The following is a 21,294-nucleotide window of genomic DNA, read 5'->3' on the forward strand; positions in this document are numbered from 1 at the left end:
ATCGTAACCCACGATTGTAACCTGCCAAGACCTTATTCTTTAGGCTTTAGAGTACAAGGGGTAAGCGGAATTTCCGAATTTGACTACCATACCAAAAGGATTCATATCGAAGGAAAAACCGAAGGACATGGCTGGGAAGACATGGATTCATACATCAAGGAATACGACCACCCACTTTGGAAGAAGCACGGTAAAGGTGCTACCGAAGCAGGCCATGGCGGTATTGATTTTTTTGTAATGAACGCCTTTGTAGAATCGGCCAAGGAAAATATAGCACCCCCGATGGATGCCTATGACGCGGCGGCATGGAGTGCAGTGACCCCATTGTCCGAGCTGTCTATTGAAAACAACGGGGCCCCACAGGATTTCCCGGATTTCACCAGAGGAAACTGGATCAAAAGAGCGCCATACAATTGGATGAAAGAAAATTATTAAACTACAAACACAACTAAATATTAATTCAAACTAAATCAATGAAAAAACTAATTACAAAAGGATTATTCCTTCTTATGTTGGTGCTCTCGTATTCTGTACAAGCACAAGAACGGAGTATTACAGGTACGGTTGTAGACGCAGCCACCAACGATCCCATTCCTGGGGCAAGTATTGTTATAAAAAACACTACGACAGGAACCGCCACGGATTTCGATGGCCTTTTCACCATTCAAGCCACAACCAATGCAACGCTTGTCATCAGCTATTTAGGATACAAAACCAAGGAAATGGTAGTGGGAAGCGAAAGCAATTACACTATTGCCTTAGAAGAAGATGCTGCACAACTAGAAGAAGTTGTCGTTGTGGGATATAGCACACAAAAAAGAGAGAGTTTAACAGGGGCTTTGCAGACCGTTAAAGGCGATGACCTTAGGAACGTAACCACACCTTCGGTTGAAAATATGTTAAACGGAAAGGCTCCTGGCGTATTTGTCGCCCCTGGATCAGGTAAACCTGGTTCCAAAGGAGGTGTTGTTATCCGCGGACAGGCAACCTTAAGCGGAACAACCAGTCCGCTTTGGGTAATTGACGGGGTTATAGTAGGATCGGGAGCAGGAGAACTGAACCCAGATGATATCGACTCCATAACGGTTCTAAAAGACGCAGCTTCAACTTCTATTTACGGTTCTCAGGGAGCTAACGGAGTTATCGTAGTGACGACGAAGAGAGCTAAGGTCGGAAAAACCACCGTAAGTTTTTCTACTAAATTAGGTTTCAACCAGCTTAACAACGGAAACACTAAAATGATGAACGGAGCTGAATTGTATGATACTTACAGTTCGTTTGCCAATGCAGATCAAATATCGTTTCCTCGCTGGAACTCCGACCTACGCAATAGTAATTTCGATTGGTGGGATGTTGCCACTAAGAGTGGTTTCACACGGAATTATAATGTTTCTATACAAGGAGGTAGCGAAACCCTTCGGTCTTTTATGTCGATAGGACTATACGACGAAGAAGGTGCTGTAAAGGGTTATGATTATACTCGTTACAACTTTCGTTTCAAAACTGAATACAAACCTTATGATTGGTTGACGATAAAACCCTCACTGGTAGGTTCACTCCGCGAGGTGGAAGACCGTCAATACTCTACAACGGCTATGTATTCCAACCTTCCATGGGATAGCCCTTACGACGAAGACGGGAACCTAGTACCCCACCGTTCTAGTGAGTGGGTAAATAGTGCCAGCACTAATTATTTGTACGACCTTCAGTGGAATCACTCTTCCAATAAGAACTATGAGTTTATGGGGAATCTTGACTTCGATATCAAATTGACCGATTGGTTGACCTTTTCTTCTGTTAACAACCTTCGATACAATAATTATAAGGCAAAAGGCTATACCGATCCTCGGTCTAATGGAGGGGAAAGTGTAGGTGGACGAATCACTGACTACAGATCGGAATATACACGCCAGTATACCAACCAGATCTTGAGATTCAATAATGGTTGGGGTAAGCACTACCTTAACGGTTTGCTAGCCTATGAATTTAACGATTATCACAGTGAGACTCTAGATGTGTATGGAACCGGATTTATTCCAGGTTTTGAGGTGTTAGATGTTGTCGCTAAACCAGAACGTACCAAAGGAGGTATTAATGAGTGGGCCGTTCAGTCGGTTCTATCCAATGCCAATTATTCCTATGACAATAAATACATGGCTCAGGTATCTTTCCGTAGAGATGGAGCATCGAATTTTGGTGACAATGCCAAATATGGTAATTTCTTTTCTCTAAGTGGAGGTTGGAATATTGACCGTGAAGACTGGTTTAAAGCCGCCTGGGTAGATGCTTTGAAACTTCGCGTTGCTTACGGTTCCGTAGGAAATCGTCCAAGCTCCCTATATCCTCAATACGACCTTTATGCCGTTTCTACAGGTGCTGGCTACAACGGAAACCCTGGCGCCCTGATCAGTCAAATCGGAAACAAAGACCTAACCTGGGAAAAAACATACACCAGTGGACTAGGTGTAGACGCCCGAATGCTTAATAACCGGGCTAGGCTTACGTTCGATTATTACGTAAAAAATACTGATAATATTCTGTACCAAGTTCCCGTTACTGGCCTAACAGGTGTCACTAGCATATGGCAGAATATCGGTGAAATGGAGAACAAGGGGATTGAGCTTGCTGTTGGAGGTGATATTATCCGCAATGAGGATTTGACCTGGAGCATAGATGTGAACTTAGGACATAACGTCAATAACTTGACAAAACTTTACAAAACGAAAGATGCCAGTGGGGAATATGTTGTCAGACCTATTATCGTTAGCGATGGACTGGGAATTGCCGGCTCTGCACAACGAATGTTGGAACCAGGACGCCCAGTAGACACCTATTACTTAAAGGAATGGGCTGGTGTAAATCCCGAAAACGGATTACCGATGTGGTACAAGGTAGATAGGGACAATGAAGGAAACGAACTATCAAGAACTACTACTTCAAATTACTCGGAAGCTACTTTTGAAAAAACCGGAAAAGTGTCTCCTGATCTATTTGGAGGTTTTACCACAGCATTATCCTATAATCGAATCGATCTTAGTGCTGTATTCGGATATGCAATCGGAGGTAAGATTTATAACTATTCACGTCAAGAATACGACTCGGACGGAACCTATACAGACCGTAACCAAATGGTACTAAGACCAGGTTGGAGCCGTTGGGAGAAGCCGGGCGATATTGCTACACACCCAATCGCACGGTACAATAATCAGGATAAGGGAAATGCTACCTCTACCCGTTTTCTAGAAAAGAGTGATTTTTTAAAGTTGCGTTCACTTTCGCTGGGTTACAATCTAGACTTAAGCCAGTATAATATTGACAACTTACGAATATCCTTTACAGGGGAAAACCTGTTCGTTATCACCGATTATTCTGGGGTGGATCCTGAAATTCCTGTCGATGACAATGGAGCAATTCTTGGATCTACAGGTCCTGCCGTATATCCGGCTACAAGTAAATTTATGCTTGGACTTAATGTAAACTTTTAAATAGAAACAACATGAAAAAAATATTTATAGCCATATTGGCAATGGTCGCATTTTCCGCTTGCGATATTGACCGTTATCCTCATGGAAGCATGGACTCAGAGACCATTGTCAATGACCCCGATGCTTCTCTCGAACCATTGCTTAACGGGATGTATGCCCAGTTAAAATCGTGGTCGGACCCTATGCACCGTATGGGTGAATATGCAGGAGACAATATGATGATCCGCGGATCGTCTACAGATGCTTTCTACGAATTCATCTCCTATTCTCGTACCCCTAACAACTACCGATTAACCCAGTTTTGGAATTCTGGATATAAAGCGATTGCACAAGCCTCTAACATTATTGATATGATTGACCAGGGACAAAGTGTAGAGATAGATAATAATTTAGGCGAATCTTACTACGTTCGTGGTATGCTCTACTTTTATTTGACTCGTGCTTTTGGTCGTCCTTACTATCAAAACCCAGAAACGAATTTGGGCGTACCTATCGTTAATGGTACTCCTGATGATGTAATTAATCTGGAGCTTGCGGATCGTGCAACGGTCAAAGAATCTTACGAGCAAGCCATCAGCGATTTAAAGAAAGCAGAAGAATTGCTTACGATAGACAAGGATGCTATTTACGCTTCTAAAGAAGCGGCTCAGGCAATGCTTTCTCGAATTTACCTCTATATGAGCGGCACCTATACATCACCAAATACAGAATATGCCCAGCTTTCCGTAGACTATGCGGACAAAGTGATCAATTCCGGAAAGTATTCGTTGCTACCAAGAGATCAATTTATGAAGTACAACACTTTTGTACCGGAAAATAATGCAGAGACCATATTTGCCATAAAACGCGTCGCCTCAGAATTTTCAGGCTACGACCACTATTATGGTGTTGGAGGTATGTATGCTAATCTAGGCGGCATGGGCTGGGGCGAAATGTATGCCAGTGCCAAGTATATCGATTTACTAAACGAAACCGGTCGTAATGACTGGCGTGAGAACAGCTATAATATGGTAGATGCACGTTCCGCCTTTATCCAGCCTACCTACTCAAAAGATGCTGATACAGAGGAGTTTACTGAAGTGTTCCGTTTTATCAAGGAAGAGGGCGGTAACTTAAACTATGTACAGGCAGAGACCACCCGTAACGGTGCCGTCATAACCTGTCAGGAAGGCAACGACACCTATACGCTCATTCCTGTTGATACCGATCAGGAGATTTACTCCATCCTATATAAAGACGGGAAGACCTATACAGGTGTAATAGACAACTACATTACACTAAACCGTGCGTATCCACAGTTTTACATTACAAAGGCTTCGTTGGAAGGAGAAGAATCCCACTTGCATTCTCCGCTTATCAGCCGTTTGAGTGAAATTTACCTGAACCGTGCCGAGGCGTATGCCAAATTAGGAAATTATGATGCTGCATTGGCAGATCTAAACACGATCCGAGAACGTGCTATTCTGAACGGAGGATACAACGCTCTGGATGCTTCCAACGCTAGTATTCGAATTGATAAGGAGCGTCAATTAGAACTTGCCTATCAGGCAGAGCGAAGCTATGACGTATTCCGTAATGGAAAAGAGCTAACACGTGAATATCCGGGGCCTCACAATCAATTTGAGAATATATCCGCTACGGACTTCCGTGTCGTGTATTATATTCCACAAGATGCCATTAACTCGTATCCAGGTACACTGACGCAGAATCCGACACAATAATTTTGATGTAGAAGGTTTTGGACAGCCTAAAAATTATAAGAGAACGACTTTATCAGGGATAGAAAATATCCAGAAAGTTATCTAAAGGGTACAAACCCGATGTATGAGTGAGTTTAGAGGGGAAAAATCGGGAATACTTCAGTTTAAACCTGATTTTCAGGTACTTTTAAAATTCACTTTGGAACAAAATCCATAGTAATAAAAAGGCTCCTTAACAGGGGCCTTTTTTGATTTTATATTTAGTCAATAAGCCCTAGAAATTATTTCTAAAAAACACCCTTGCTACTAGCTATCCGTCCTCCTTTTATATCCCGCCCTATCAGAAAGATTTAGAAAAGAAGGCAAAACTCAGATGAAATCGGACCTGAAAACGATCCATAACTCGAATATTTCACCCTAGCTAACAACCGCGTTTAATAGACATCGGGAAATACCCTTTAAAGTCTTTCTACCTTTTAAGATTAACTCGTCAATCTATCCCATAGCGCAATTATTTCTATAATATTGTCTGTTCACAAAAAACACCCCCTAAATAGCATAATATGTCCTCCAAAATGTGACGTACAAAGTCCATATTTGTTGATAATAAATTTGCATTTAAACAAGAATCAATGGATAATAGAAGAAACTTTATTAAAAAAGCAGCGATCACCTCAGCTGGGATTGCCATGTTACCAAATCTCTCTATGGCGAATAATTTAGGGAAGAATTCACAAAAATTAAGGGTTGCTGTCTTAGGTATTGGAGAAAGAGGAATAATGCACCTAAACAACCTTATAAAAAGAAATGATGTAGATGTTACCGCCATCTGCGATGTAGACAAGGCACGTATTGCCCTTGCCCAAAAGAACATGGAAAAGGCGGGTCAAAAGAAGGCGAAGGTTTTTGGCAAAAATGATATGGACTACAGAAATATGTTGGCTTTAAAAGATGTCGACGCGGTAATTATTTCTACCCCGTGGCTATGGCATACTAAAATGGCAGTAGATTCTATGCGCGCCGGGAAATATACAGGCTTGGAAGTATCGGCCGCCAATACGATGGAAGAATGTTGGGACCTGGTAAATGTACACGAAGAAACAGGTGCTCACCTAATGATCTTGGAGAACGTAAATTACCGTCAGGATGTATTGGCGGTACTTAATATGGTTAAGCAAAATCTTTTTGGAGAACTATCGCATTTTAGATGTGGCTATCAGCACGATCTAAGAGCAGTAAAATTCAACAACGGTAAACAACCCTACGGTGGTGGTGTTGAATTTGGTGAAAAAGGATTCTCTGAAGCTCATTGGCGTACACAACATTCCTTGTTGCGAAATGCCGATGTATACCCTACTCATGGTTTAGGCCCTGTAGCTGTTATGGCCGATATAAACCGTGGAAACCGATTCGTATCCCTTACCTCTCATGCTTCCAAACCATTAGGGCTTCACAATTATATCGTGAACCATCCTGAAGGCGGTCCAGACCATCCTAACGCCAAAATAAAATGGAAACAAGGAGATGTTATTACCACGACTATTGAAACAGCCAAAGGTGAAACCATTATCGTAACCCACGATTGTAATTTACCAAGACCTTACTCTTTAGGGTTTAGGGTACAAGGAGTAAGCGGAATTTCAGAATTTGACTATCATACCAAAAGGATCCATATTGAAGGAAAAACCGAAGGTCATGGTTGGGAAGATATGGACAATTACCTAAAAGAATACGATCATCCACTTTGGAAAAAATATGGAAACCATGCCCAAGGTGCTGGACATGGAGGAATGGATTTCTTTGTGATCAATGCCTTTGTAGAGTCGGCCAAGGAAAACATCGCCCCGCCAATGGATGTCTATGATGCAGCGGCATGGAGTGCAGTAACCCCTTTATCTGAACTCTCTATAGAAAACAACGGAGCACCACAAGATTTTCCAGATTTTACAAGAGGAAACTGGATAAAAAGAGCTCCTTACAACTGGATAAAAGACACCTTTTAGGACTTTCTTAAAGAGACTATACCTAAATAAGGGTGCTACTTTTATATTAGAAGTAGTACCCTTATTTTTTTTTAGCTTCCAAACAATGGCATTATAACTACCGCTATCAATATTAATTTGTACGGCGTCCAAAAATAAAACCCGAACCTTGGCTACAACACCTAGAGTTCGGGTTTCTTGTTTTTTACCATGTTTAAATAACAACACTTTTTCCTGGGGTAGGAATATTATAGGTGCCGTCCGGATTGGGCTGTACAGGAGCTGGGGAATCCCAACTTAATTGATCGGGCACCAATTTAATCTCGGACTTCATGGCATCTTCCAGTTTTATAACTTTTCCTGAATAGGTAGCCATTCTCCCTAAAATGGCACTCATCGTACTTTTTGCTGCATTCTCGGCATCACTGATCAGTCCTTTATTTCGTATGGCTTCAAAAAGCTTTATATGCTCTACCTGGTATGGGTTAGGATCGTCCTTTCCACGATGTGAAAAAACCTCGCCTCCCTCCAAGTCCTTGATAAAGGTATTATCGCCATAGGTTTCAATACTTCCCTTTGTTCCTTGAAACACTTCGGCTACCCTACTCATGGTTTCTGGTTGATGGCGGCATTGACTAGAAATTACGGCTCCACTTGGATAGGTATATTCTACAAAATGATGGTCAAAAATTTCGCCATGATCCTTACCGTTTCTTATTTGCCTACCTCCCATTCCTTGTGCAGATATAGGATACTCGCCCAAAAACCAATTCGCTACATCTATATTATGGATATGCTGTTCTAGAATATGATCGCCACATAACCAATTAAAATAATACCAGTTCCTCATTTGGTATTCTAGTTCCGATTGTCCGGGCTGTCTTTCCCGTACCCATACTCCACCACTGTTCCAGTAAACCTGACCAGAAACGATCTTTCCAATTTTATTGTCCTTTATCTCTTTAAAGGCAGCCAAATAACTATCCTGATAATGACGCTGAAGTCCTACTACTACATTCAACTTCTTTTCTTTTGCCGTTTTCGCCGCTGCCAATACCTTTCTTACTCCAGGGACATCGGTTGCGACAGGTTTTTCCATGAACACGTGTTTCCCTTCATTGACGGCAAATTCAAAATGCTGTGGCCTAAATCCTGGTGGCGTAGCCAAAATAACCACATCGGCCATCGCCATGGCTTTTTCGGCACCATCGAATCCAACAAATTGATGTTCTTTGGCTACATTAATCTTTTTTGTTCCCTCGAACTCCTTTTTTAAATTCATTAAACTCCCCTGAAGCCTATCTTCAAAAGCATCGGCCATAGCCACCAACTCTACATTGGCATCCGAACGCAATGCTTGGCTAGCAGCTCCGGTACCACGTCCACCACAACCAATTAAGGCGATTTTTAATACTTTATCCTTCGCCACATTCACCATAGCATCCATAGGAAGGGTTGGTAAAATCATGGCACCAGTAACCAGGGCACTACTCTTACAAAAATCCCGTCGCGAATTGTTTAAAGGCGCCTTTACGGATTCAGGTTGATTATTATTCTTCATAATTTAAAATTTGGCAATCTTAGTTTCAGATAGGTTATATTTCTTCTTACAATTATAAGAGGTTAATATATAAAATAATAAGCAATTGCAAATCATAAATTGACAGTTTTAAGACAAAAAAATCCCCTTATTATCTCTAAAACATGTTATTGTTTAACTAATTGAAACAAATAACATAAAACCAATGAAAATCTATTAATCTAATTTCCCCTCGGAACCATAGCGGGTTCTGGCTGTTTTCCATCATTTCATTGCTGAAGCGAATCTATTTGTTGGAGTAAACTTTCAAAGCCCAAAAAATGATCCTTCCCCTGCTGCTTAAAGAATTCCTGTAACAACTTATTTCCCGAAAAAATAGAATCCGTACCAAAAAAATCTTGAAAACCTCGATCATCCATCTTCCAAGAATAGTTAATTTTTGCCCCCACTTGGCATTCAACAGGCTGTTAATATCCATAGTAATGGGAAGCTTTTCGTCCTTCGTCAGTGAATATATTTGGATAGAATCATACCCGATAATTTTGCCATCCTCATCAAATCTTTTAGTTACCTCCCTATTTTGTTGGGACTGGACTATAAAACTACTATCTCTAGAGCCTCTTTCGGTCGTTTGAATGGAATCTTTATGAACTACCTGACCATAGGAACTGACCATGGTCAGAACCGATAATAATATATACATCATTGCTTTCATTTGTAAATATTTATTGCTTTTAAAAGGTCATATGAAATATGAATAGCTGAATTCGTATTTGCGACCAGTTTTGGGTCATGTTCATTTCATTGTTACTTATTTACACAAATAAGTGACTATAAGTGATTTAATAAAAAAACAGTATTTTATCACCATCCAATTCTGTTTTTTTTTTCCGACTATAGCTATAGTTTCCCTCTTCAGCAATAAACGAAGCACTGCCCCTTCATAGAATACGCTCGATTTATATAAAGGCTTAATTACAAGCCTCATCGATTGACTATTTAAATAAATGAGCCACAATTTATTAATGTGCCGAAGTAGTTGTATTTTTAAGGGCAAATTAGATTGGATAAAACAGCTGTTATCAACGGTATATTGCCCAAGATTTCACCAACAATGACCAACAAACCAAGAACAGAATGCATACGCAAGAAGAGAAACGTTTAGAAGAAAATAAGGCCACTACCAAAGATTGGTTAAAATGGGGATCTTATTTAAGTGAACGCCAATGGGGGACCGTAAGAGAAGATTATAGCGCTAATGGCAATGCTTGGGAATATTTTCCTCACGAACATGCCCGTAGCCGCGCCTATAGATGGGGAGAAGATGGGATAGCAGGACTATCGGACAATTTTGGAAACATATGTTTTGGCCTTGCCTTATGGAACGGAAAGGATGCTATTTTAAAGGAACGCTTATTTGGTTTAACCGGGCCTCAAGGAAACCATGGAGAAGATGTAAAGGAGCTGTATTACTACCTAGAAAATACACCTACCCATTCCTATATGAAGCACCTATATAAATATCCTCAAAACGAATTTCCGTATGCGACCTTGGTACAGAAAAACAAGGAGCGCAACCGTAATGAGGCGGAGTATGAGCTATTAGATACAGGAATCTTTGACAAAAATGCTTATTTTGATGTATTTACGGAATACGCCAAGGCCGATGATGAGGATATCCTTATTAAAATAACGGTGTGCAACAGGGCCAGTACCCCTGCCTCCTTACATCTGCTCCCTAACTTGTTTATCCGGAATATTTGGAGCTATAAGGACAAGGTCCAAAAACCCATTATTAAAAAGGAAGTAAAAGATGAACAGACCTATGTTTCCATCACCCATCACTATGTGGGGAATTACAACCTTTATTTTGAGGTGGCAGATAAACTGTTGTTTACCGAAAATGAAACGAATATGGAGGTTATTTACAATCAGCCCAATAACCATCCTTATAAAAAAGACTTGTTCCATACAGCCGTTACCTCCAATGATTATAGCTTGGCCACCAAGAGAAGTGAGGGCACTAAATTTGCCCCTTTGTATCATTTACAATTAAAAGGGAAAGAGCAACGTGTAATTAAATTACGACTGACCAGAAACTCGGAGAAGACGCCTTTTGACAGTAGTTTCGAGGCTACCTTTACCGCTAGGGAAAAAGAATGCATCGAATTCTATAAAACCATCACCGATTGCAAGGAAGAAGAATCGAACATTCAAAGACAAGCTTTTGCCGGACTTTTATGGTCTAAGAACTATTATAATTACGAAGTGGAAACCTGGCTAAATGGAGACTCTAAGTTATCCCTTCCTCCTATAGAACGGCAACATGGACGCAACAGTGAATGGAAAACCCTGAGGAACCACGATATCCTTTCGATGCCCGATGCTTGGGAATACCCATGGTATGCTGCTTGGGACTCTGCTTTTCACTGTACCAGTTTTGCCTTAATAGATCCTGAGTTTGCCAAGGAACAGTTGCTATTATTTACCAAAGAATGGTATATGGCCCCTAATGGCCAGATACCTGCCTATGAATGGAATTTTAGCGACGTGAACCCTCCTGTACAAGCTTGGGCGGCCTTGAATATCTATAAAATTGAACAGAAAAAAACAGGCCGTGGCGATATTAAGTTCTTAAAAAGGATATTTAATAAGCTTGCCCTTAATTTTACTTGGTGGGTGAATCGTTTGGACAGTCATCAGCACAACGTCTTCCAAGGTGGATTTTTGGGCTTGGATAATATTGGGGTTTTCGACCGAAGTCACGGAATTCCAGGCAACGGGATTTTAGAACAGGTTGATGGCACCTCCTGGATGGCCCTATATTGCCTGAACATGTTAGAAATAAGTTTGGAAATCGCCATGGATGACGATTCCTATGAGGATATGGCCACCAAATACTTTGGTCATTTTGTCTTTATTGCCGAAACTTTAAATACTAGGTGTTTGGGAGATGTATGTACCTGGGATGCCCAAGAAGATTTTTTCTATGACCAATTGGTATTGCCCACAGGACAGTTTATTCCCATTAAGGTGCGATCCATTGCCGGAATGCTTTCTTTGGCAGCAGTCCTTTGCATTAAAAAAGAGACCTTGGCGCGCCTGCCTAAATTTAAGGAAAGTGTGCTTTGGTTTAAAAAGTACCGCATGGAGAACCTTAAATTTCCAGTAATTCAAAATTACACAGAAGACAATGATTTTCTCTTATCCCTAGTTCCCAAGGATAGGATGAAAAAGTTGATGGAAACCCTCTTGGACGAAAAGGAGTTTTTAAGCCCTTATGGCATTCGCTCCCTGTCTAAAATTCACGAGACCCCTTATAACATAGTCATTAACGGGGTTAATTACAGTATTAATTACGAACCGGCAGAGTCTACTACTGCCATGTTTGGCGGAAATTCTAATTGGAGGGGGCCTATTTGGTTCCCCATGAACTATTTATTTATTCAAGCCATCAGGGAGTACTATTCCTATACCGGTGACAATACGACCTTTGAATATCCTAGCGGCAGTGGAAAACACTTAAGTCTAAAAGAGATAAGCGATGCCCTAAGCAAGCGGTTGATCAACATTTTCGAGAAAGATAAACAGGGCAACAGACCCGTTAATGCCTTGCATCAAAAAACGTATCAAGACGCTCACTTTCAAGATTATATTTTGTTCTATGAGTATTTTCACGGAGACAACGGAAGAGGGATAGGTGCCTCCCATCAAACCGGATGGACAGCCTTGGTAACCAATTTGATTTCGGAAATTAAATAATTTAAATTTTTAGCAATTCCCCATTCCATCGCCTAGAAAAAAAAGACGACAAATGATGCGAAGAAAACAAACCAAAAGACTTGCATCCATAAGGATTATAATGTTTGGTCTTTTTACTTTTCTGGTGATGGCTAACCTTCTTTTTTCCCAAAACCCGACTAAAAATCACGAGTTCGATTTTTGGATCGGGGATTGGAACGTTTATAAATACGAAACAGACACTATCGTTGGCATCAGTGCTATTTCTCCAATTCTAAACCATAGCGCTATAGAAGAAAAGTATACAGCCATATCTTCCCAATACGAAGGTAAAAGCTTTAATATATACGTGCCCCAAACCGATCGGTGGGAACAATTCTGGGTAGACAATAGCGGCCTGCGGTTGCATTTGAAAGGTAGCTTTCACAAGGATAAAATGCTGTTGTCAGATTGTGAAACCACGGTCCCTTGTAATCGTATTATTTGGACAAAGCTACCCGATGCCAGCGTAAGACAAGAATGGGAACAGAGCCCGAATGGAGGGAAAACATGGAAGAAAATTTTTGACGGGCATTATAAACCTAGGCCATAAAAAAAGACGTTTTTAAAAAGTTCTGGGGAATCTAAAGTATGATTTATTCTTATAGACTGTAGCCTTATTATTTGGGCGTTCCCTCCTTCGTCGGGCGGGCCCTTTGCTATATCCCTTGCGTTGCGGCGGGGATGCCGCGGCGGTCCCTAACGCAGAAATCCCGCTCCCAAGAAATCTTTATAACCATTGGTTAATATGCCTAATTGCACCTAATCTATAAAACATTTGCTTCTTGTCTCATTATTCTGGACAAGGTTTCTGGACGCATGCCCAACAAGGAGGCGATATATTTTTTAGGAATTCTATTGATAACGTCCAAGGAGTGATTTTCCATATAAAGTTGCCACCTTTTTTGAGCACTGGGTACCCTAGCGATAAAGGCACGATGCTCTGCATGCAGGTAATATTCCTCTATCATGATACGGTACAACCTTGCCATTTCAGGAAAATGATCTATGCAGTATTGTAAATCGTCATACTCCAAATACTCACAATACATATCTTCTAAACACTGGATATTTTCCTTCGCCGGCCTGTTTCTGAAAAAACCTGTGATAGATGTAAACATTTCATTGTCATGGCTGATCCATGTCGTGATATCCAAATTAGCCTCCATAAAATACCCTCGGACAATGCCTTTCTTAATAACACATAGTTTCTTAAAATACTCCCCTTCCCTATTAATCACCTCTCCTTTTGAATACCCTACTTTTTTTATCCTTTCGCCCAAAAATCGTTTTAATTCTGGGGAAAGAGGAACAATGGCATTAAGGTAAATTATAATGTATAGGTTTTTATGGAAATCGTTATTTATAGTCATAAACAAGAATAGCTATCTATTGGGGTAGCAAATTGATGCATTTTGTGTTTTCTAAAAGTATTACAAAGGAATTTGCCACACAAGCCCCTATCGCTTTATTCCTTAAAAAAACCACGATTTTTGCTCTTAGAATCATTACGCTCCTTTCCTAGAAGCACTACATCTTATCTAGTATTCCTTATAATTGGCAAAAAAAGCGGCTATTTCTTGTTTAAAAACAGGCTCAGGAATCCTATGGCCCAATTGATGGTGCAAATGAATTTTTAAAGGGACATCCTTGGACAATTGCGACAAGAAAGCGATGGTATCCATAGGATTGACCACCTCATCCTGTGATCCTAAAATTACCTGAAGGTATTTATTACAATGCTCCAATTTAGACGGTATCTCCTGTACTACGGACCTGTATGTCAGGGCCGGATTAAATAATAAGGCCGGAACTTTTAATGCCCTTGCCAGATAATACCCCATAAAACCACCCATACTACTCCCCATAACGAGATCTATATCGGCATTTTTATATGTGTTATAGAGCGTATCAAAAATCTGGTTATGCTCTTTATAATCCATCAAAGGTGCCTCAACCCTGCCGTACTTCTCCAAAAGATTTCGTTTGGCATCACTAAGGGTACTTTCTAATCCGTGTATGTAAAGAATGTTCATATATCTGACATTATTAATTTGAAATAAGTAAGGGTACTAACAAATAAAGAGGCTTCCCTATCCCCTAAAAATTTAGGCTGACAGGTTTAGAAAGCGCTATCTGATTCCCGGTAAAACCCAGAAGTCCATTTTTGGCATCGACACTAAAAACCGTTATATTATTTGAATTTTGATTGGCGACCAATAGAAACTTCTCATTTGGCGAAAGGACAAAATTTCGAGGCCAGTCTCCTTCTACCGAAGTATTGTCTAGCAACTGAAGGCTTCCATCTTCCGATGCGCTAAAAACGGCAATACTGTTATGCCCACGATTAGAGGCGTATAAAAATTTTCCGTTGCTGCTCAGGTGTATATCAGCGGACGCATTTTTCCCCTTATACCCTGTTGGCAACGTACTCTTTTTATCGACTACCACCATTGTTCCGTTTTCAGGGTTCACTTTGGCAGTAACTACACTACTGGAAAGTTCATTCACTAAAAAAACCAAATTCTTGGTCGGGTGAAAGATAAGGTGCCGCGGGCCATCGCCTTTTTCCAAGGCCAAAGCTACCTGTGAAGCTCCCAAATTCCCCTGATCATCGATAGGATAGACCAATACCTGATCTATTCCTAAATCTACGGCATACAAATATTTCGCATGAGCGTCAAACTGCACACAATGTGCGCGTGCCGATGCCTGATCGGGCATCACCGGACCTTTTCCCTCATGTGTTTTAACTTGAGAATCTCCCTCTATACGACCGTCCTTCGAAACCTTATACACCACTATATTTCCTGAAGAATAATTAGCCGCGGCCAAAAGGTTTGTATCTTCATTAAGAGTAATATAGCAAGGGTGCTGCCCCTCACTAGGCTGTTGCCCTATAAGATTCAATTTTGTCCTATCGGCATTCCAGCCGAAGGAAGAAATAGCTCCTTGGCTGTTTTCATTGACTGCATAAACCCTATTACGGTCCTTGGAAATATGTAAATAAGACGGATTTTCAGTCTCCACCACCAAGCTAGGATCCGACAATTCCCCGGTAACAGGGTTAAAATTTAACTTATAAATCCCCTGACTTTCCTCTTGGGTATAAGTACCTACCAATAATTCCATATTCTTATCTGATTTAATAACCGAAGTACTACTGCTATCTATAGCTGGTTGATTTTCCTTTTTGGTTTGTTTACAACTGCCAATAGAAAATAATAGGAGTACTATAGTACACGGAACAATAAATAATTTCATAGGACCTAGCGTATAATTTATGGCAAGATAGCAAATTATAGCGTACAGAAAGACTGTTAATATAGGGCAACAAGACTAGTAAGCACTCTCGTGGTCTACTACAAGATATAAGCGGTATCATTTTTTATTTCCTCCATCACAAAAGAACTTTGTACATTACTTATTCCTTTTATGACAGAAAGCTTATCGACCACAAATTGTTGGTATTCGTTCATATCCCTTACAGCGACCTTCAACAAAAAGTCATAGTTCCCAGAAACATGGTGACATCCCAAAATTTCTGGAAGATTGGCAATATTGGTTTTAAAATCATCTATTAATTCCCTAGAATGTACGGACAAGGAAATTTGACTGTATACTACAATAGATTTTCCCACCTTAGAACCATCCAACAGGGCTACATAGCCTTTAATGAATCCTTGTTGTTCCAGTTTTTTTATCCTTTCAAAAGTAGGCGATACCGTTAAGCCCACTTTCTCCGCTATTTCTTTGGTATTCTGTTTCGCATTGCGCTGCAAAAGCATTAATATTTTTTTGTCTATGTCGTCCATGGCAGAATATTTTTCGTTTTTTCAAAGTGCTTTTTCATTAAAACCATACTAAAATACTTTAAAAATACATATATAAAGGTTTATTTTTTGATTTATAATGTTTTTACAATATAAAATCCTTCTAATTGTATATTTGACCTAATTAATCAATCCTCATAATATGTCCATAAAGAAAAGATTATCGCCAAAAGACAGCGAACGTTTACAAATCCTTAGAAAGGATATAGCACAGGCGAGGGATACTTTTTTAGGGTATCCTGTATCCAAGGATTTTGATTATTCTGAATTAAACGATTTTCTGAAATATCCCATTAATAATTTAGGGGATCCTTTTGAAGACGGAACCTATAAGGTTCAAACGCATGAAATGGAGCGTGAGGTCGTTGGTTTTTTTGCCAGACTATTCCGAGCACACCCGAATGACTATTGGGGCTATGTTACTAATGGTGGATCTGAAAGTAATTTGTACGGACTTTATTTAGCGCGGGAACTATATCCGAATGCTATGGTCTACTATTCAGAGTCGACCCATTATAGCGTACGAAAAAACATTCATTTGTTAGACATCCCCAGCATTGTCATCCGCGCCCAAGAGAATGGCGAAATGGATTATGAGGATTTTGAAAACACGGTAAAGCTAAACCGCCACAAGCCTGCCATTGTCCTTGCTACTTTTGGCACTACCATGAAAGAGGCCAAGGACGATGTTTCTAAAATAAAGGGTATTTTAAAACGCTTGGCCATTCAGAACCATTACATTCATTGCGATGCAGCCTTATCTGGCACCTATGGCGCATTTATGGAGCCTTGTTTGCCCTTTGATTTTAAAGATGGGGCGGACAGCATTTCTATAAGCGGACATAAATTCATAGGCTCTCCTATTCCTACAGGGGTTATCATCACCAAACGAAGTAACAGGGATAGGATAGCCAAGGGAGTTTCTTATATAGGATCTTTAGACACCACTATTACCGGATCGCGAAATGGCCATAGCCCGTTATTCCTATGGTATGCCCTAAAGCAATTGGGCGAAGAAGGTTTGCGAGCGCGCTTCAAAGACTGTTTGGACACCGCCCAATACTGTATGGACCAACTTCATAATATCGGTATCGCCGCTTGGCGAAACCCCGGCGCTATTACGGTAATTTTACCAAAAACACCATTGGAAATTAAATTGAAATGGCAATTGGCCACCGAAGACGATATTTCCCATATCATATGCATGCCCAATGTAAGCAAGGCGCAGATAGACGAGTTTGTACATGATATGAAAAATACCAGCCCGGTGGAAGAGGAAGCATTTGAATTTGAGTTTTGACCCATCGCCTCATTAAGAATTGAATTTCGTTCCGATCGGCTTAGTCGATTAAGGACAACTACTATCGCGTTAGGGACCGCGGCGGCATCCCCGCCGCAACGCAAGGGATATAGCCAAGGGCCCGCCCGACGAAGGAGGGAACGCCCAAAACAAACCCACAGGACGAATCATCCTTTAAAATCAACCCAACTTTTATAGATGGCCCCACATGCTTGAAACTAGATTTATTTTTGCCCCTCTTACCATTAAAAGCGTAGAATGGTCATTACACCTTTATTTAGTCCTTTAAATTACCCTTTCTAAATAAGGCCTCCAAGAAATAGTAATCGGCGTAATTTAAGGGTACATCAATCTCTACGCCATGGGGTATGCTCCCCACCGAATGTTTCAGAAGAAAATTCTCATTGGTTCCTGTTGCCGCCAAATAATCCGGGGACATTAAACTCTTCATAATCTTTTCGGCCCAATTTAAATAGGCTGTCCGTTCGTCCTCACTCACAAAACCGCTAAGCTCGAACAAGGCAGATGCCGTAATGGCCGCAGCGGAAGCGTCCCTAGGAGTATCTGGTCCTTTAGGGGCATCATAATCCCAATAAGGCACCTGATCTGCGGGCAAATTTGGATTTTGCCTCATAAAATTCGCAATATGTTTTGCCTGTTCTAAATATTTAGGGTCCTTCGTTTCTCGATAGCTCATGGTAAAGCCATATAATCCCCAGGCCTGTCCACGCGCCCAGGCAGAACCATCGCTATAACCCTGATGTGTGTTTTTTTTGACGATAGCACCGCTAATAGTGTCATATTCTACGACATGGTAGGAGCTATAATCGTCTCTGTAATGATTTTCAATAGTTTTATCGGCATGGGATACCGCAATATCGTAATAAAGAGAATCTCCAGATATTTTGGTAGCGTTGAACAGCAGTTCTAGATTCATCATATTATCGATAATCACCGGGCATGCCCATTTCTCATTGCCATCCCAGGACTGAAGAACTCCCGCTGCAGGTCTAAATCGTGCCGAGAGAGATTTGGCCGTTTGCACTATTATATCTTCATATGCTTTAGTTTTATGGGCCTTCAGAGCATTTCCATAACTACATTCCATTATAAATCCTACGTCGTGGTTCCCTTCCCAATACTGAATGGTATCGAGTTTCTCGGTATAGCGTACGGCCCTTTCCTTCCATTTTTTATCCTTGGTCAGTTCGTACAGATACCACAAAGAGCCTGGGTAGAAACCACTGGTCCAATCCTTCACATGCACCAATCGCCTCTTACCGTCTTCTATAGTTCTTGGCATAAATTTTTTATCGGAAAAAGCTGGACTGATGGCGGTATTCATCAAATCGTACTGCGCTTCAGCAATATCCAAAACAGCGGCAATCTCAGAATTATTCTTGGTTTTAAAAGAACAACTAAAAAATAATAAAACACTTAAAAGTAAAATCGTTGGTTTTAGGTTCATTAGGTATAGGATTATGGTTATTTTATAAATTTAAAGGCATTTGGTCAGTTACTTTCTTTTCCCATCGCAAATAGCTAAGCTGTTTGTTTGACTGCCATATATGGGTATTTATTGTTTATTGACAGGTATCTATAATTCACATTTCTAGATTCCTATTAGCGACCAATATTTAATTGTAATCATTTCATATGGATATCATATAATACCCATATGAAAACAAATATAAACATTCACCTCGAAAATACAATCGATTGCATAACTATATAAAACACCTCAAAAATCATTTTTAGGGAGGCCGTTACCCGCCCAATTAGCCTCATGCCTTATCATCGTTCCTCAAATCGCAGGAAAATTGTGATTTTATTAACAGTGGTACAGTTATTGTGATATGGGTGATGGATATTTTGACTTATGAAAAAACACTTACTAGCCGCTATATTGCTAACGTTAATTTTTAGCTGTAAAAACCATAAAGAAAATGACATTTCTACGGACTTTGGCAGCAACACACCACAGACCGCTCGCTCCTTCGGCACAAACAGTACGCTCATAGGAGATTACGTATCCGGTAATTATAGCCGACGTGATAAAGGGTATGACTGGGTAGCCGTATCGGTACGCGAAAGCTCGGAGAGCAACTTACATATCTCTGTACGTTCACGAAACGACCAAAAAAAACCTAGCTGCACTTTTGATGCCATCGCTAGCAGGGTAAACGACAGCACCTATACGGTAGATTCACGTGAAGGTGAATTTTTATTTGTTTTTGAAAACGATGTAATTTCAATTAAGTCTAGAGAGGCAGAAAAAAGCAGCTTCCTTTCATATTACTGTTCTGGTGGATCGAGTTTGGCAGGTAACTATCAGAAAATTAACGAACCCCTAGACAAAAATCAAATAGACTCAAGGATTTTCGTCAAAAACCTAAACTATAACAATATCGGTTTCGAAATCAGTAGCACAGGAAGTGGTTCTATACAGGAACTCCATATTAAGCCTTATGGATTAACAATAGATAACCAAGAAATATTGTTAGATATTGACGCTAGGGTAACGCAGGCCGAAATAGGAGATTTAAATGCCGATGGGTTTCCTGAACTATTAATTTACACCACCTCGGCAGGAAGCGGCAGTTATGGCGATGTGATTGGCTATTCCGTAAACGGCGGAAAATTTTTGACCCCCATTTATTTTCCCGATATTTCCGAAAATGAAAATGCCAAAGAAGGCTATATGGGACACGACCAATTTAGCATCATCGATAACATCTTGGTGCAACGCTATAAAACCTATGAAGTTGGGGACACCAACAGCAACCCAACGGGAAATTTACGAAAGATCGAGTACAAACTTAAAGATGTAGGGGGGTCTAAACAATTTGTGCTGGACAAAATAATAGATGTCCTGGCTTATTAAGACAGGCCTCTCCCCTAGGCCACTTTACTGATCAAAAGTACTAAAAAACAGCTTTCTAACCATACTAACTAAGGATACCTCGAGTCCAAAGGCGATGCCCCTGGGCAAAGGTTTGTCATTTCTGTATGCTGCTCACCCCAATCACAAACCAGGTTTCAAAACTCTTTTCTCAACGCTACAGCACCCTAATAAAAAAATTATGATAAATCCTGCCCTAAGCTTTTATCTTACAGCAATCTTCCCTATTCAGTTTTTGCGGTTCGGTTCTAATACTCCTTGTCATTCCCTAGCACTTTAACCTACTTGAGGTTGTGACAAATTAATTTTCTAACTTTAATACACCTATTCACTGCTTTCAAAATTCGAAAATAAATGAAAACGATGACCTGCAAAGAATTAGGTGGCTGCTGTGACAAAAAGCTTCATGCCGATACTTTCGAGGAAATAGCCGAGTTAAGCAAGCAGCATGGCATAGAAATGTTCCGTTTGGGAGATAAAAAGCACCTCGAGGCCATGAAAAAAATGCGAAAATTAATGACAACGGATGAAAAAATGAAAACACGGCTGCAACTTAAGAAAAAGGCATTTGATGCTTTGCCCGAAGTTGAGTAGATTGTAACGGACCTTTGAAACCAAGGAACCCTGTGGCGGTATTTCTAATTTCCAACTCAGGAAAAAATATGTAAGCACTCATTTATAAAATAAGCCCTGGCAGCTATAGCGTCCTAAAATTTAGCTCCATACAATTAGATACGGCTCCGGTATTTTTAGCTTAAGCGAATAAATATTT

At 40.4% G+C, this 21,294-nt stretch carries 15 protein-coding genes and 1 pseudogene; 9 read left to right on the top strand and 7 right to left on the bottom strand.

Going from position 1 to position 21,294, the window contains the following annotated elements; translation table 11 throughout:
* The 4 genes and pseudogenes from BUA16_RS18325 to BUA16_RS01315 form a co-directional block, all read left to right on the top strand.
* Positions 1 to 435: pseudogene (locus BUA16_RS18325) on the top strand (gfo/Idh/MocA family oxidoreductase); the annotation flags it as partial.
* Between the two features lie 38 nt (positions 436 to 473).
* Positions 474 to 3,485, top strand: a complete 3,012-nt coding sequence (locus tag BUA16_RS01305; RefSeq protein ID WP_072762845.1) for a SusC/RagA family TonB-linked outer membrane protein — start codon at positions 474 to 476, stop codon at positions 3,483 to 3,485.
* An 89-nt stretch (positions 3,486 to 3,574) separates the two neighbouring features.
* Positions 3,575 to 5,206 (top strand): RagB/SusD family nutrient uptake outer membrane protein, encoded by a 1,632-nt coding sequence (locus BUA16_RS01310; RefSeq protein ID WP_218616747.1) that lies wholly within the window; start codon positions 3,575 to 3,577, stop codon positions 5,204 to 5,206.
* A gap of 611 nt (positions 5,207 to 5,817) precedes the next feature.
* Positions 5,818 to 7,188, top strand: coding sequence for a Gfo/Idh/MocA family protein (locus BUA16_RS01315; protein WP_072762847.1), 1,371 nt, complete (start codon positions 5,818 to 5,820; stop codon positions 7,186 to 7,188).
* 193 nt (positions 7,189 to 7,381) lie between these two features.
* On the opposite strand, the gene BUA16_RS01320 is transcribed toward BUA16_RS01315, so the two are convergent.
* Both BUA16_RS01320 and BUA16_RS01325 read right to left on the bottom strand, forming a co-directional pair.
* Positions 7,382 to 8,728 (bottom strand): Gfo/Idh/MocA family protein, encoded by a 1,347-nt coding sequence (locus tag BUA16_RS01320; protein WP_072762848.1) that lies wholly within the window; start codon positions 8,726 to 8,728, stop codon positions 7,382 to 7,384.
* Positions 8,729 to 8,993: 265 nt separating this feature from the next.
* On the bottom strand, positions 8,994 to 9,422 hold the full coding sequence (locus tag BUA16_RS01325) for a hypothetical protein (protein WP_072762849.1): 429 nt from the start codon (positions 9,420 to 9,422) through the stop codon (positions 8,994 to 8,996).
* A gap of 422 nt (positions 9,423 to 9,844) precedes the next feature.
* Between BUA16_RS01325 and BUA16_RS01330 the strand changes: the two genes are divergently transcribed.
* Together BUA16_RS01330 and BUA16_RS01335 are read left to right on the top strand one after the other, a co-directional pair.
* Positions 9,845 to 12,469 (top strand): MGH1-like glycoside hydrolase domain-containing protein, encoded by a 2,625-nt coding sequence (locus tag BUA16_RS01330; RefSeq protein ID WP_072762850.1) that lies wholly within the window; start codon positions 9,845 to 9,847, stop codon positions 12,467 to 12,469.
* A 52-nt stretch (positions 12,470 to 12,521) separates the two neighbouring features.
* The gene (locus BUA16_RS01335; protein ID WP_143150425.1) at positions 12,522 to 13,040 is read left to right on the top strand and encodes a hypothetical protein; all 519 of its coding nucleotides are present in this window, start codon (positions 12,522 to 12,524) and stop codon (positions 13,038 to 13,040) included.
* Positions 13,041 to 13,254: 214 nt separating this feature from the next.
* On the opposite strand, the gene BUA16_RS01340 is transcribed toward BUA16_RS01335, so the two are convergent.
* From BUA16_RS01340 to BUA16_RS01355, 4 genes are all read right to left on the bottom strand, one after another.
* Positions 13,255 to 13,860: a Crp/Fnr family transcriptional regulator gene (locus BUA16_RS01340; protein WP_072762852.1), complete on the bottom strand. Its 606-nt coding sequence runs from the start codon at positions 13,858 to 13,860 to the stop codon at positions 13,255 to 13,257.
* A gap of 168 nt (positions 13,861 to 14,028) precedes the next feature.
* The gene (locus BUA16_RS01345; RefSeq protein WP_072762853.1) at positions 14,029 to 14,523 is read right to left on the bottom strand and encodes a YqiA/YcfP family alpha/beta fold hydrolase; all 495 of its coding nucleotides are present in this window, start codon (positions 14,521 to 14,523) and stop codon (positions 14,029 to 14,031) included.
* A gap of 64 nt (positions 14,524 to 14,587) precedes the next feature.
* Positions 14,588 to 15,751 (bottom strand): lactonase family protein, encoded by a 1,164-nt coding sequence (locus BUA16_RS01350; protein WP_072762854.1) that lies wholly within the window; start codon positions 15,749 to 15,751, stop codon positions 14,588 to 14,590.
* Between the two features lie 98 nt (positions 15,752 to 15,849).
* Complete coding sequence (locus tag BUA16_RS01355; protein WP_072762855.1) at positions 15,850 to 16,302, bottom strand: Lrp/AsnC family transcriptional regulator; 453 nt, start codon at positions 16,300 to 16,302, stop codon at positions 15,850 to 15,852.
* A gap of 160 nt (positions 16,303 to 16,462) precedes the next feature.
* Between BUA16_RS01355 and BUA16_RS01360 the strand changes: the two genes are divergently transcribed.
* Entirely contained in the window at positions 16,463 to 17,620 is a 1,158-nt protein-coding gene (locus tag BUA16_RS01360; protein ID WP_072762856.1) for a histidine decarboxylase, read from the top strand.
* 277 nt (positions 17,621 to 17,897) lie between these two features.
* On the opposite strand, the gene BUA16_RS01365 is transcribed toward BUA16_RS01360, so the two are convergent.
* Complete coding sequence (locus BUA16_RS01365; protein WP_072762857.1) at positions 17,898 to 19,088, bottom strand: glycoside hydrolase family 88 protein; 1,191 nt, start codon at positions 19,086 to 19,088, stop codon at positions 17,898 to 17,900.
* A gap of 411 nt (positions 19,089 to 19,499) precedes the next feature.
* On the opposite strand from BUA16_RS01365, the gene BUA16_RS01370 reads away from it, so the two are divergent.
* The gene (locus BUA16_RS01370; RefSeq protein WP_072762858.1) at positions 19,500 to 20,504 is read left to right on the top strand and encodes a PliI family lysozyme inhibitor of I-type lysozyme; all 1,005 of its coding nucleotides are present in this window, start codon (positions 19,500 to 19,502) and stop codon (positions 20,502 to 20,504) included.
* A 381-nt stretch (positions 20,505 to 20,885) separates the two neighbouring features.
* Entirely contained in the window at positions 20,886 to 21,116 is a 231-nt protein-coding gene (locus BUA16_RS01375) for a DUF1059 domain-containing protein (protein WP_245795496.1), read from the top strand.
* The last annotated feature ends 178 nt before the right edge of the window (positions 21,117 to 21,294 follow it).

Origin of the sequence: Arenibacter nanhaiticus (assembly GCF_900141935.1) — a bacterium.
GTDB classification, from domain to species: Bacteria; Bacteroidota; Bacteroidia; order Flavobacteriales; family Flavobacteriaceae; genus Arenibacter; species Arenibacter nanhaiticus.